Annotated in this window: 12 protein-coding genes and 1 pseudogene; 5 read left to right on the top strand and 8 right to left on the bottom strand. The window is 63.9% G+C overall.

The genetic code is table 11. The annotated features are described in order from the left end of the window. Positions 1–13 precede the first annotated feature (13 nt). The gene (locus SLT36_RS27700) at positions 14–610 is read right to left on the bottom strand and encodes a transporter (RefSeq protein ID WP_432288520.1); all 597 of its coding nucleotides are present in this window, start codon (positions 608–610) and stop codon (positions 14–16) included. Between the two features lie 12 nt (positions 611–622). Beyond that, entirely contained in the window at positions 623–1810 is a 1188-nt protein-coding gene (dapE, locus tag SLT36_RS27695) for a succinyl-diaminopimelate desuccinylase (RefSeq protein WP_432288518.1), read from the bottom strand. Positions 1811–2043: 233 nt separating this feature from the next. On the opposite strand from dapE, the gene SLT36_RS27690 reads away from it, so the two are divergent. After that, positions 2044–3831: a diguanylate cyclase gene (locus SLT36_RS27690; RefSeq protein ID WP_432285151.1), complete on the top strand. Its 1788-nt coding sequence runs from the start codon at positions 2044–2046 to the stop codon at positions 3829–3831. Positions 3832–3940: 109 nt separating this feature from the next. Beyond that, complete coding sequence (locus SLT36_RS27685) at positions 3941–4957, top strand: 2-dehydropantoate 2-reductase (RefSeq protein ID WP_432285150.1); 1017 nt, start codon at positions 3941–3943, stop codon at positions 4955–4957. A gap of 9 nt (positions 4958–4966) precedes the next feature. Here SLT36_RS27685 and SLT36_RS27680 read toward each other — a convergent pair whose 3' ends face one another. From SLT36_RS27680 to dapD, 4 genes are all read right to left on the bottom strand, one after another. Beyond that, positions 4967–5665: a hypothetical protein gene (locus SLT36_RS27680; protein WP_067965641.1), complete on the bottom strand. Its 699-nt coding sequence runs from the start codon at positions 5663–5665 to the stop codon at positions 4967–4969. Between the two features lie 23 nt (positions 5666–5688). Beyond that, positions 5689–6060, bottom strand: a complete 372-nt coding sequence (locus tag SLT36_RS27675) for a DUF805 domain-containing protein (protein ID WP_432285149.1) — start codon at positions 6058–6060, stop codon at positions 5689–5691. Next, a complete protein-coding gene (locus SLT36_RS27670) occupies positions 6053–6406 on the bottom strand; it encodes a DUF805 domain-containing protein (RefSeq protein WP_432285148.1) in 354 nt (117 codons plus the stop codon). The genes SLT36_RS27675 and SLT36_RS27670 overlap by 8 nt, the downstream gene beginning before the upstream one ends. A 72-nt stretch (positions 6407–6478) precedes the next feature. Continuing rightward, positions 6479–7333, bottom strand: a complete 855-nt coding sequence (gene dapD, locus SLT36_RS27665; protein WP_432285147.1) for a 2,3,4,5-tetrahydropyridine-2,6-dicarboxylate N-succinyltransferase — start codon at positions 7331–7333, stop codon at positions 6479–6481. 143 nt (positions 7334–7476) lie between these two features. Here dapD and SLT36_RS27660 point away from each other — a divergent pair, with 143 nt between their 5' ends. Next, positions 7477–8316: an LOG family protein gene (locus tag SLT36_RS27660; RefSeq protein ID WP_432285146.1), complete on the top strand. Its 840-nt coding sequence runs from the start codon at positions 7477–7479 to the stop codon at positions 8314–8316. A gap of 3 nt (positions 8317–8319) precedes the next feature. On the opposite strand, the pseudogene SLT36_RS27655 reads toward SLT36_RS27660, so the two are convergent. Further along, positions 8320–9168 (bottom strand): annotated as a pseudogene (locus SLT36_RS27655) (DUF817 domain-containing protein); the annotation flags it as partial. Further along, a complete protein-coding gene (locus tag SLT36_RS27650; protein ID WP_067965631.1) occupies positions 9165–9875 on the bottom strand; it encodes a pyrimidine 5'-nucleotidase in 711 nt (236 codons plus the stop codon). The pseudogene SLT36_RS27655 and the gene SLT36_RS27650, both read right to left, overlap by 4 nt. Before the next feature lie 177 nt (positions 9876–10052). Here SLT36_RS27650 and SLT36_RS27645 point away from each other — a divergent pair, with 177 nt between their 5' ends. Further along, complete coding sequence (locus tag SLT36_RS27645) at positions 10053–10814, top strand: GGDEF domain-containing protein (RefSeq protein ID WP_432285145.1); 762 nt, start codon at positions 10053–10055, stop codon at positions 10812–10814. Positions 10815–11197: 383 nt separating this feature from the next. Next, a complete protein-coding gene (locus SLT36_RS27640) occupies positions 11198–12694 on the top strand; it encodes an MFS transporter (protein WP_432285144.1) in 1497 nt (498 codons plus the stop codon). Positions 12695–12713 lie beyond the last annotated feature (19 nt).

The raw sequence follows: 12713 nt of genomic DNA, 5'->3' as shown, positions 1-12713 counted from the left end.
GGGCGCTGGGGTTTCAGGCCGGCAACTGGATGCCGAGCAGGGCCTGCAGCGAAAACAGCACGAGCAGCGATACGAAGAACATGCCGGCGAAGACGGCCGACCCGATCGCCGCGCCCTTGCCGATGGTGGCGTTGGTCATGCGCCAGGTGAACACCATCGCGAGCGCGAACACCGCAAACGACAGCAGCGAAACAACGTTGTCAGCCGCCGGAAACAGCATGCGGGCGAGCGCTGCCGGCAGCATCAGCCAGGCGATGATCGCGGACGTCCAGTTGCTGGCGACGACGTAATGGACGAAGCGGTCGCCGATGCCGACGCGTGGCGCCACCAGTGCCAGCACGATGAGCGGCAGGACCCAGGCGCCGATGTCGACCATCGCCAGCCGGACGACGATGCCGAAGCGGCTGGCGAATGTCGCCGTCTCCAGCGCGACGTCATTGGACACCCCGGCCCAGCCGACAACGAGGGCGGGAACGGCAACCAGGATTGCGAAGAACGAATTCCAAAAGCCGTCGGCGCTGAGATCGAGCTGGCGCAGGCCGTCGGCCTTGCCCAGCATCAGCCGCCAGGCGCCCCCCAGATTCTGCTCGATTTCATCGCTTGCCAGCATCAGGGCCATTCGTCATCCGAACCAGTCTGCGAGGAACTGCTGGTAGACCTGTGTCAGCTGTTCGAGCTCGGCAAGCGGCACGCGCTCGTCGACCATGTGCATGGTCTTGCCGACGAGCCCGAACTCGACGACCGGGCAGTAGTCCTTGATGAATCGTGCATCGGAGGTACCGCCCGTCGTCGATAGTTTGGGCTTGCGTCCGGTGACGCGCTTGATGGAGCCGGCAAGCGCATCGATCAGCTTGTCGTTGCGGGTCAGGAAGACGTGGCTCGGCCGGTCGCGCCAGACGAGCTCGAACTCGACCGGCTCCTTGCGGCCCTTACGGTACTTCTTGCGCCCGCTCGCCTTGTCCAGCCGGTTGTGGATCTCGGCCTGCAGCGTCTCGGCCGTCCAGCTGTCGTTGAAGCGGATGTTGAAGCTGGCGGTAGCCTTGGCCGGAATGACGTTCGTCGCCGGATTGCCGACGTCGAAGGTGGTTAGCTCCAGATTCGATGGCTGGAAATCCTTGGTGCCCTTGTCGAAGACCGGGTTGAGCAGTGCATCGACCAGGGTCATCAGCCCGCGCACCGGGTTGTCGGCGAGATGCGGATAGGCGGCGTGGCCTTGCCTGCCGTTGACGGTGATGGTGGCCGAGATCGAACCACGGCGGCCGATCTTGATCATGTCGCCGAGCGCATCGGGGTTGGTCGGCTCGCCGACCAGCGATGCGTCCCACTTTTCGCCGCGCGAGGCCGCCCATTCGAGCAGCTTGACCGTGCCGTTGATCGAGGGGCCTTCCTCGTCGCCGGTGATCAGCAGCGAAATTGAACCCTTCGGCCCGCCATGGGCTTCGACGTGGCGGGCGACGGCGGCGATGAAGCAGGCGATGCCGCCCTTCATGTCGACGGCGCCGCGGCCATACATCTCGCCTTTGTCGACCGCCGCCGAAAACGGCGGATGCTTCCACGCCGCCTCGTCGCCGACCGGCACCACGTCGGTATGGCCGGCAAACATCAGATGCGGCCCGTTGCCCGACCGGCGGGCATAGAGGTTCTCGACATCAGGCGTGCCGTCCTCGGAGAAGGTCGGGCGATCGATGGCGAAGCCGAGCGGCTTCAGCATGGCTTCAAGCGCCGTCAGCGCACCGCCTTCGGCCGGCGTGACCGACGGGCAGCGGATGAGGGCGGCGAGGTTTTCGGCGGGATCTGTCGGCAGTTTCATGGCGACAGCGATAATCGAATCGCCGGTTCCTGTCACGACGGTCGATTGTACCAGCGACATCGGCCTCCAGTTTCGCAAAAGCGTGGGGCGCTCACGCGCGGCTCTGGTCACGAGCTCCGCAACAGCTCGCGTCGATGTCGAGATTGAACTCGGCAACGGGTGAGACGACCACACCAGCGATTTTTGAGTCCGCCCTTAAGTCTCCTGCAATCAGCTGCTGGCATTGTCGCGGCATGAGAATTGCCACGATCACCCATTGGGCCTACGGCATCACTGTCGTCCTGACGGCGCTTTCCGGCGTTTCGTTCATCCTGTCGTCCAACAGCGCCCTCCAGGAGCGCGCTGCGGCCGAGGAGCATCTCACGCTCGACACGCTGGCCGAAGATCTTGCCCTTGGTGCGGAAATGCGCAGCGACGAAGCGAGGCTTTACGTGATGCGCGGTGAGGTGCGCCATCTCCAGGCGTTTCGCGTACAAGAGGCTGCGGAACGGCGGCTGGAGACCGTTGCGTCGGACCTGGCGGCCCGCGATCCCGCGCCGGCGGAGGCTGCGGCGCTGCAGGCGATCGATGCCCGGGCGGAGGAACTGGACAAGCTCGAAGCGGCAGCTATCGAGGCGTATCAGAACGGAAACAAGACGGCCGCGCAGGAAGCTCTTTTCGGCGCCGAACACGAACGGGTCCAGAATGCGCTGCTTCAGACGGTCACCCATTTCCGCGACCTGACCGCCGCGCGCACGACTGCGGCACTCGATGCGGCTCGCGACCGCAGCAACTGGTGGAGCCTTGTCGCCAAGGTCATGCTGGCGACCACGGGGGCGCTGTTCGTGGCCGTGCTCTATTTCGTTCTCAGCCGACGGGTGGCGACGCCGTTGCGCCACATGACCGGGATCGTCAGCCGGCTGGCCAAGCAGGACTACAGCGTCGAGGTTCCGGTCAATCGTCGGGCCGACGAAATCGGCGAGATGAGCGATGCCATCGAGGGCTTCCGCACGAACCTGATCGAGCGTGAAAAACTCGACGCCGAACGGCGTGCCGACCAGCATATGAAAGATCTCATCCTGCAGATGATGCACCGCGTGCAGGCATGCCGTGACCAGGTGGAACTGACTGATGTGATCGTGCGCTTTGCGCCCCAGATTTTCCCTGAGCTTGCCGGCGGCCTTTATGTCCTCAACGAAGGCAAGACAGCGCTGGCACGCGCCGGCCTATGGCTCGATCCGGAACACTCCGCGGCGGAGTTCCCGGCCACGGCCTGCTGGGGCCTGCGGCGCGGCCGTACTCATCACAGCGGCGGCAGCGGCGCCGACGTTCCCTGCCAGCACGTGGAACCGCCTGGCGTCGCGACGCTCTGCGTGCCCCTGACGGCCCAGGGCGACATGATCGGGCTGCTCTATCTCGAAGAGCGCGTCGATGGCGCGCTCGAGCCGGCAGGGCCGCGGCTTTACCTCGAACTCATCGCGGAAAATGTCGGCCTTGCCATTGCCAATCTGCAATTGCAGGAAAAGCTGACGGCACTTGCGGTGAGCGATCCGCTCACCGGCCTGTTCAACCGTCGGTTCCTCGACGAGACGCTGCGGCGGCACGCCCGGGACCACCGGGACGAGCCGCTCGCCTGCCTGATGATCGACATCGACCATTTCAAGCGCTTCAACGACCAGTTCGGCCATGACGCCGGCGACCTCGTCATGCAATTCGTCGGGCAGTCGCTGCGCGAAGCCTGTGCGTCGTCCGGCGATGCTTTCCGCTTCGGCGGCGAGGAATTCACCGCCCTTCTGCCGTCCTTCGGCGAGGCGGACGCCATGGTGCTTGCCGACATGCTGCGCGACAAGATCGGCGGCGTCGCACTCTCTTATGCCGGCCAGCGTCTCGGCGCCGTCTCCGTCTCCGTAGGCGTGGCGGCTTCGCCTACGGGCGGTTCGGTCGAGACACTTGTGACGCGTGCCGACGCGGCCCTGCTGGAGGCGAAAGCCGGCGGCCGCAACCGGACGATTGCTGCAAGCAACATCAGAAAATCGGCCTGAGGCGCAGGTCGGCTCCCTGCCGGCAACCGCCATGATGCCATGCCCCCCGGTCTGGCAGAAATTGCCACGCCGGGTCTGCTGTCGCTTATAGTGGACTGCGGGAGGGCGCATGGCCAAGGATCATCGGATGATCGTCGCTGGTGCCGGCAGCATCGGCTGCCACGCCGGGGCGTGCCTGGCGCTGGCCGGGCGCGACGTGAGCCTGTTGGCGCGGCCTCGCGTCACTGCCGCGATCAAGGCCGGCGGCCTGCGGGTCAGCGACGTCGACGGCTTCGACCGCCTGCTTGCCGCCGGCGCCATCGCAGTCACGATCGACCCCTCGGTGCTGTCCCACGCCGATGTCGTGCTGGTTGCCGTCAAGAGCGGCGACACCGCCGCCATGGCAGAGCTTGTCGCCCGGCATGCGCCGGAAAGTGCTGTCGTCGTCAGTTTGCAGAACGGCATCGACAACGCCGCCAAGCTGCGCGCAGCGCTTGGCCGGCACCGGGTGGTGGCTGGAATGGTACCGTTCAACGTCGTCCAGTCGGCCGAAGGCGAGATGCCACTACATGTCCGTCGCGCCAGCGCCGGCACGGTGCTGATCGAGGCGGGAGACGAAAGCTTGCGCAAGCTGCTCGACGTCGCGGGCTTTGCGGTCGCCACCCACGCCGACATGCCGGCGGTCCAGTGGGGCAAGCTTTTGATGAACCTCAACAATGCGCTGGTGGCGCTGTCCGGGTTGCCGCTGGCTGCACAACTGGCTGACGGCAGGTGGCGCCGCATCCTCGCCGGGCAGATCGATGAGGCGCTGGCGGCGATGAAGGCGAATGGCATCGCAGCGGCGAAGGTCACGACGGTGCCGCCCGCGCTGCTGCCGACCGTGCTGCGCCTGCCCGACTGGTTGTTCCTGCGCCTGGCCAAGCGCATGCTGGCCATCGACCCGATGGCGCGGTCGTCGATGTGGGAGGACCTCGAGCGGCGGCGGACGACCGAGATCGACGCGTTGCAGGGTGTCATCCTTGAGCTGGCGCGCAAGTCCGGAACGCCAGCCGCCCTGACCGAGCGGATCGTCGCCCTGGTGCGCGACGCCGAAACAAGGGGCAAGGGGTCGCCCAGGTTGAAGCCGGAGCAGGTCGCGGGCAGCTAGCGCGGTCAGCTAGCGTCGGGCCGTCTCGATCATCGTGATCTTCTGCCAGATCTTGCGCGACAGGTTCGAGCCGAGTTCCTCGATGTCGTTGACCGCCTTCAGCACCACGTCGTCATTGACCGACTGCGCGAACAGGGCGGCGAGCTTGCCGGTCAGCGACAGCATTTCGGAGCAATAGTCGAGATAACGCGCAAGGTCTGCCGACTTGGTGATGCGTGCCGGCGAATGCGGGGTGGGGCTGAAGCTTTCAGACAGCGTCGCCGGATCCTTGGTCAGCTGGTGCATGTCGATGACATGGATCAGCGAGCGCAGCCCGTGCAGCTGCCTGAACGTGCGCTTGCGCTTGATGTGTTCCTCCGCGCGGATCAGCGCAAGGAAGCCGAGCCCGGCGAGGATCAGCGTGTTAAGCGAGGCCTCTATGCCTTGCACGAAATCGAAGGCGCCGGTCGAGATGCGGTCGAAGGACAGGATGGTGCCGATGAACAGGAAGATGCCGGCACCCGACGCTATCGCCAGGCCGATGAGGATGCGCAGCCACCAGATCGGCTGCTCCAGCGCCTTGGCCGACGCGGCGAGGTCGCGTGCCAGGCGGACAAGCTCCTGGCTGACACGGGACAAGCCCGCATCGGGAAAACGTTCGCTGACGCGTTGGCTCAGTGTTTCGGCTGTTGCGATGATCTTGGCCGGGTCGAGCGTTCTGTAGGACATCGCACCCGGCCCTTTGCTTCAGGTTATTTCGGCGCGTTTGTGTAATTGCCGAACTGGTTCGGACCCGGCGTTCCGGGGAAGAAGCACAGCGCGATGAAGGCGAAGATCGATACCACCGGAATGAACAGCGCCACCGCAAACAGACCTGGCTTGTCGAAGTCGTGCAGGCGTTTGACGCTGAAGGCGATATGCGCCCACAGGAAGATCAGGAAAGTCGCCATGAACAGCATCGACCAGACCTGGGCTGCGCCGCTTTCCGGATGCACCCGCATGAACTGGTAGAGCGGGAACGACATCACCACCAGCATGAACAGGAAGCCAAGCAGATAGGCCGCGCGGTTGACGCGGCCCGAGAAGCGAAAGAACAACCAGAAGAGCTGGGATTTGTCAGGCAAGTGGGTCCGGTCCGAATTGGTTGGCGCCCCTGGTGCCTTCGAGGATGCCGAGTTCGACCAGGATCCAGATGGCGCCGATGACGGGCACGAGTGCGATCAGGCTCCACCAGCCCGACTTGTCGCGGTCATGCCAGCGTTTGGCATAGATTGCCAGTGCGAAATAGATCATGCCGATGGTGACGATGATGGAGATGACGCCGGCGCCTGAATTGCCGATGTCGAGGCCGAGCATCACGTCGAGCAGGTTGGCGACGATGCTGACGACGGCCATCACGCCGACACCGGCCCAGAACTTGGCTCGGTTGATGCGACCGTCAAAGCTGGTCAGAAGATACTTCCAGTCCATTTCACCCCTCCGAAGCTAACCGGCGCACATCTCTCTTGCGCCGGCTGAAGTTGCTTCGGTTTCAGTGAAAGATCAATCGCGCAGCAGCTCGTTGATCGAGGTCTTGGAACGGGTCTTGGCGTCGACGCGCTTGACGATGACGGCGCAATAGAGGCTCGGGCCGGCATCGCCGTTCGGCAGCGCCTTACCTGGCAGGGAACCCGCGACGACGACCGAATTGGCCGGAACCTCGCCATAGAACACCTCGCCGGTGGCGCGGTCGACGATCTTGGTCGACTGGCCGATGAACACGCCCATGCCGAGCACCGAGCCTTCGCGCACGATGCAGCCCTCGACGACTTCCGAGCGCGCGCCGATGAAGCAGTTGTCCTCGATGATGGTCGGGCCGGCCTGCATCGGCTCGAGTACGCCGCCGATGCCGACGCCGCCGGACAGGTGCACGTTCTTGCCGATCTGGGCGCAGGAGCCGACCGAAGCCCAGGTGTCGACCATGGTGCCGGTGTCGACATAAGCGCCGACATTGACGAAGGACGGCATCAGCACGGCGCCTGGGGCAACGAAGGCCGACTTGCGCACGACGGCCGAGGGCACGGCGCGGAAGCCGGCCTTTTCGAAGTCGACAGCGCCCCAGCCGTCAAACTTGGACGGCACCTTGTCCCACCACGACGCGCCGCCGGGTGCACCCGAGATCAGCTCCATCGGGTTGAGGCGGAAGGACAGCAGCACTGCCTTCTTGAGCCACTGGTTGACCTGCCATTTGCCGTCGTCCTGGCGCTGGGCGACACGGGCCGTGCCCTTGTCGAGCAGGTCGAGCGCGGTCTCGATGGCGTCGCGGACTTCGCCGCGGGTCGACGTCGAAATGCCGTCGCGTTCCTCGAACGCCCGATCGATGGTCTTTTCCAGGCTGGCGAGATCGGGCTTCGACATAAACATCTCCGTTACGGGCCGTTAAGGTTAAGGCTTCTAAGCTGGCATAAAATCGCGCGGACCCTATTTCAGGCTTATCTGGGGGTCAATCGCGGTGACGCCCCGGAATGTCGCGGGCAACGAAATTTGAGGTCGAACATATAATGAATCCAATGGACAAGGCTGGCTGGACGCCGCTGCCGCACTCCGACGAGGATCTGGAGCGCTCCAAGAGCGTGCCCGACACGCCGCAGACGCGTGCCTCGACCTACCGGCTTGCCTGGAACGATGAAGACTTCATGACCCAGCGCGACCTGCGCCCGGTGCGGCTGCAGCTCGAACTGCTCAAGACCGAGATGATCCTCGCCGAGCGCGGCATCCGTTCGACGGTCATCCTGTTTGGTGGTGCGCGCATTCCGGAGCCGGGCGGCGAGGCCTGGGCTGCCAAGAACGAGACGCAGCGCAAGAACCTCGAGGCCAACAGCAGATATTATGACGAGGCGCGCAAGTTTGCCCGCCTGTGCTCGCAGCATTCGGCCGCGTCCTACTATCGCGAGTTCGTCGTCGTCACCGGCGGCGGGCCGGGCGTTATGGAAGCCGGCAACCGCGGTGCCGACGATGTCGGAGCCCCCTCGATCGGCCTCAACATCGTGCTGCCGCACGAGCAGGCGCCCAACCCCTATGTGACGCCGGAGTTGTGCTTCAATTTCCACTATTTCGCCATCCGCAAGATGCACTTCGTCATGCGCGCCAAGGCGGTCGCCGTGTTCCCCGGCGGCTTCGGCACGATGGACGAGTTCTTCGAAACGCTGACGCTGATCCAGACCGGCCGCATGGAGCGCGTGCCGGTCATCCTGTTCGGCAAGTCATTCTGGAAGCGTGCAATCGACCTCGATTTCCTCGCCGACCAGGGCACGATCACGCCTGGCGACCAGGACATCATCGACTTTGTCGACACTGCCGACGAGGCCTGGGATATCATCGCCAAATTCTACAGCCTTTGAGCCGGCGTCCAGCGGCCGCGGCCGATGGACGAGCGTCACCAGCACGAAGGAAATGATCATCAGCAGATACCAGGCGCCGAGCTTCTGGATCGATACCGGCGTCCAGCCATCGTGCTGGCCGGGATAGATCCAGGCGCGCGACCAGGTGCCGATGTTCTCAGCAAGCCAGATGAACAGCGAAACCAGCAGGAAGCCGAGCAAAAGCGGCATGCGGTGGCGGAAGCGGAAGACGCGGTAGTGCACGACGGTGCGGAAATAGAGCACTGCTGTGACGGCAAACAGTCCGTAGCGGATGTCGATGATGAAATGGTGGGCGAAAAAATTGACGTAGATCGCCGCGCACAACAGCACAGTCGCCCATAGCGGCGGATACGACGTGTAGCGCATGTCGAAGATGCGGCTGACGCGGGCGAGGTAGGAGCCGACGGCCGCATACATGAAGCCCGAAAACAACGGGACCGCGCCGATGCGGAACAGGCTGTCTTCCGGGTAGGCCCAGGAACCTGCCTGTGTCTTGAACACCTCCATGGCCGTGCCGACGATGTGGAAGATCAGGATAACCTTGGCTTCCGACGGCTTTTCCAGCTTGAGCGCCAGCATCGCCAGCTGGATGGCGACGGCCGAGAGGAACAGGAAGTCGTAGCGAGCAAGGGCGCCCCCGTCCGGCCACCACAGCTTGGTCGCCATGATCAGCGCCAGCATGGCGCCGCCGAACAGACAGGCCCAGGCCTGCTTCAGCCCGAAGACGAGGAATTCGACGACCGCGCCAGAGAGGCCTCCGGCGGGCAGGCGGTCGAGAACGGCATGGGCCGCTGCATCGATCCGCGCCTCGACCGAGGTGAAACGGCTCAAGCGGCGTTGGCCTCGACGATGGTGGTCAGGAAGCTTGCGAGATCGTCGGTGACGTAGTCGACGTCGTCCTCATGCGTCGGATCGCTTTCCCAGATCTCGGAGAAGGTCGGCTCGAAATTGCGCGGCACGATCAAGACCGTGGTCATGCCGAGCGACTTCGGCACCGACAGGTTACGCGCCAGGTCCTCGAACATGACAGCGTTGGCGCCTGTCACCTTGTGCAAGGCGGCGAAGGTCTCGTAGGGCTGGCGCGCCGGCTTGGGCGTAAGCCCCGCGGCGACGATGTCGAAGATGTCGTCGAAATGGTCGAGGATGCCGAGCTGGCGCGCGGTGCGCTCGGCATGGCTGCGGTTGCCGTTGGTGAAGATGAACTTGCGGCCCGGCAATTGGCGGATGGCGGCACCCAGCACCGGGTCCGGCACAAGCCAGGAATAGTCGATGTCGTGGACGTGTTCGAGGAACGCGTCGGGGTCGATGCCGTGACGCTGCATCAGCCCGTTCAGCGTCGTGCCGTACTCCAGATAGAGCTCCTTCTGGAGCTTGCGCGCATCCTCGCGCGACAAGGTCAGAAGCTCCGCGACATAGCCGGTCATCTTCACGTCGATCTGCGAAAACAGATTCGAGTGGTGCGGATACAGCGTGTTGTCGAGGTCGAAGACCCAGTCGGTGACGTGGTCGAAGCGAGCGGGATCGGGTGTGTCGGTCATGCCGCCCTTATGCCACGGTTCGAGAATTTTGGAAGCACCTGCATAAGGCCAGTCTGGCTCTCGACAATGGCCAAAATTCGTTGGACACCAGATTCAACATGGTGGGTCAAATTTTAACTACCGATGAAAGATGACCTTCAGTTGATGCTGGCATTCCAAAGCCGGCAGGGAGTCGAAATGAAAATCGTCGTTCTTAAAACAGCCGCTGTGACCTTGATTTCAATCTTGGGTTCGCTTGCACTGGTCTTGACGATCGTGCCGGCGCTGGGAGGAAAAGTTGGCGCCATCGCCTGGCTGATGTGCTTGCTGTGCCCACTGTTCATTGCGCCTCCGCTGGGTTTCTTCACCTTCATGCAGGAGAGGAAGCTCAAGCTTGCCCATGAAGACCTGACACGGGCCCACGCTCAACTCGCCGCCGCCCATCGCCGCCTGTCGGAAAAGGCGAGCCGCGACGAGATGACAGGCATGCTCAACCGCGAGAACTTCTTTGCCGCGCTCGACGGCAGCAGGCGCAAGAGCGATCGCGGCGCGCTGCTGATCATCGACGCCGACCATTTCAAGCAGATCAACGACAGTTTCGGCCACCTGACTGGCGACCAGGCGTTGCTGCAGATCGCCGCCGCCATCACCCGTGGCGTGCGCGGCGGCGACATCCTTGGCCGCATCGGCGGCGAGGAGTTCGGCGCCTTCCTCGTGGGCGCGACGGTTGACGAAGCCAAGCTGGTGGCTGAGCGCATTCGCAGCGAGGTCGAGGCACTACGCTTCCAGCCGAGCGACGAGCGGGCCGTGCCGCTGACCGTCAGTATCGGTGGCACCGACTGCGAAGCGGAAGCAAATGTTTCCGAACTGATGCGCAACGCCGACAAGCGCCTCTATGAGGCAAAACGCCGGGGCCGCAATCGCGCCATCTTCGACATGGGCGTTCCCGAAGCGGCATAGCGGCCACGAATCGGTCACATGGTTTGGGTGGGGGCGTTGGCATTTGCCGCTGCCCCTTCTTGCTTTCGAGGGCGTTCGTTACCCTTCACCACGACGAATATCCCGCACGAAAATCGCGGTACATTCCGGTCGCCCCAAGGCCAAAAATGAGCGTGGGCTTAGACAACAGGCCGATTCGCCCTACATCGATCGCGTCGGCCTCGGATGTAGCCGGCATTACTGGTGCAACGTTTTTTCCGAACCTGTCGAAACCGGGCGGTTCTGAACGACCTATGTCCGCATGCGTGATGCGACTTTGAAGCAGATGCCTGCATGGAACCGTTCGGCGGCCTCACGGGCAGTGGCAGTCCAACGGTCGGCTTCCGAAGTCAAAGGAACCGGAAATGACATTTTCCCATAGCTCGCAGCCAACGCCCGAGGACGCCTATCCAAGGCGATGGATTGCGATGGCGATCCTGCTCCTGGCCGGCTTCATGAATCTGATCGACGTGACAATCGTCAATGTTGCCTTGCCGCGCCTGCAATCCGGGCTTGGCGCGACAAGCAGCCAGATCGAATGGGTGGTGGCAGCCTATGTGCTGGCCTTCGCGCTCGGCCTGCTGCCGTTTGGCCGGCTTGGCGACGTTGTCGGCCGCAAGCGTCTGTTCCTGATCGGCGTCGCGAGCTTCACCGTGTTTTCGGCGCTGTGCGGCCTGGCGCCGACGATGACGACCTTGATCCTTGCGCGCGTGCTGCAGGGCCTGGCCGGCGCCATGATGATGCCGCAGGTGCTGGCGATCACCCAAGTGATCTTTCCGCCGCAGGAACGTGGCTTCGCCTTCTCGCTCTTCGGCCTGTCGGCGGGCCTTGCTTCCGTCGCCGGTCCTCTCGCCGGTGGCATGCTGATCAGTGCCAACATTTTCGGCCTCGACTGGCGGCCGATCTTCCTGGTCAACATCCCGATAGGCATCATGGCGGTGATTGCCGGCCGGGCGCTCATCCCGGACATGCCTGGACGGCCGGAGCTGACGCAGGATCCGCTCGGCATTCTGATCGCCAGTGCCGCGGTCTTCCTGCTGGTGTTTCCGCTCATCGAGGGTCATGCCTATGGCTGGCCGCAGTGGACCTTCGTGATGATCGCACTGTCGCTCGGCGCAATGGTCAGCTTCTTCCTGCACCAGAAGTCGCGGGCGAAGGGGGGGAAAAGCCAGTTGCTTCCGGTAGCCCTGATGACCAACGGCAACTTCATGCTCGGCTCGGTGATGACCATGACCTTCTTCTCCGGCGTGGCGGGCTTCTTCCTGGTCCTTGCCGTCTTCCTGCAGACCGGTTTCGGCCTGACGCCGCTGCAGTCCGGGCTGACGACGGTGCCGTTTCCGATCGGCGTGCTGATCGCGTCGCTGATCTCGGGGCGGCTGGGCAGCCGCTGGCCGCAGCGGCGCATCGTTGCCGGCGCGCTGGTCATGGGCATCGGCATGGGCTGGCTGCGTTTCGTCGTCGCCAATGTCGGCGACGCCGTCGACCATTGGAACTTCGTCCTGCCGCTTTTGATGTGCGGCTTCGGCATGGGCATCGCCATCTCGTCGCTGTTCCAGACGGTGCTGTCTACCGTGCCGCCGCGCGATGCAGGTTCGGGCTCGGGCGCCGTGCAGGCCTTCCAGCAGATCGGCGCAGCCCTTGGCATTGCCGTTACCGGACAGATCTTCTTCTCGACCCTGGCCGTCAAGGCGAGCGAGCTTCCGCACATCGCCTTCGTCTCCGCCATGGAGCACGCGCTTGTCTACGAGATGGTGGCATTCGCCCTGGTGGCGGCGATGGTGTTCTTTCTGAAACCAGCCACCCCGCAAGGCAACCGCGGCCAAAGTGTCGAAGACAGGCAGCCGCTGTCCGTGGAGATGTGACGGCGCGCGCGGTCCGCTG

It is taken from the genome of Aminobacter sp. BA135, assembly GCF_050859125.1.
GTDB lineage: Bacteria > Pseudomonadota > Alphaproteobacteria > Rhizobiales > Rhizobiaceae > Aminobacter > Aminobacter ciceronei.
The sequence above is the reverse complement of the archived record's forward strand: the minus strand, read 5'-3'. Positions and strand labels throughout refer to the sequence as shown.

Excerpts from the sequence above, each read along its gene's own strand:
- SLT36_RS27685 (WP_432285150.1), top strand. The coding sequence starts at position 3,941 with ATGGCCAAGGATCATCGGATGATCGTCGCTGGTGCCGGCAGCATCGGC.
- SLT36_RS27690 (WP_432285151.1), top strand. The coding sequence starts at position 2,044 with ATGAGAATTGCCACGATCACCCATTGGGCCTACGGCATCACTGTCGTC.
- SLT36_RS27640 (WP_432285144.1), top strand. The coding sequence starts at position 11,198 with ATGACATTTTCCCATAGCTCGCAGCCAACGCCCGAGGACGCCTATCCA.
- SLT36_RS27645 (WP_432285145.1), top strand. The coding sequence starts at position 10,053 with ATGAAAATCGTCGTTCTTAAAACAGCCGCTGTGACCTTGATTTCAATC.
- SLT36_RS27700 (WP_432288520.1), bottom strand. The coding sequence starts at position 610 with ATGCTGGCAAGCGATGAAATCGAGCAGAATCTGGGGGGCGCCTGGCGG.
- SLT36_RS27660 (WP_432285146.1), top strand. The coding sequence starts at position 7,477 with ATGAATCCAATGGACAAGGCTGGCTGGACGCCGCTGCCGCACTCCGAC.
- dapD (WP_432285147.1), bottom strand. The coding sequence starts at position 7,333 with ATGTCGAAGCCCGATCTCGCCAGCCTGGAAAAGACCATCGATCGGGCG.
- SLT36_RS27670 (WP_432285148.1), bottom strand. The coding sequence starts at position 6,406 with ATGGACTGGAAGTATCTTCTGACCAGCTTTGACGGTCGCATCAACCGA.
- SLT36_RS27650 (WP_067965631.1), bottom strand. The coding sequence starts at position 9,875 with ATGACCGACACACCCGATCCCGCTCGCTTCGACCACGTCACCGACTGG.
- dapE (WP_432288518.1), bottom strand. The coding sequence starts at position 1,810 with ATGAAACTGCCGACAGATCCCGCCGAAAACCTCGCCGCCCTCATCCGC.
- SLT36_RS27680 (WP_067965641.1), bottom strand. The coding sequence starts at position 5,665 with ATGTCCTACAGAACGCTCGACCCGGCCAAGATCATCGCAACAGCCGAA.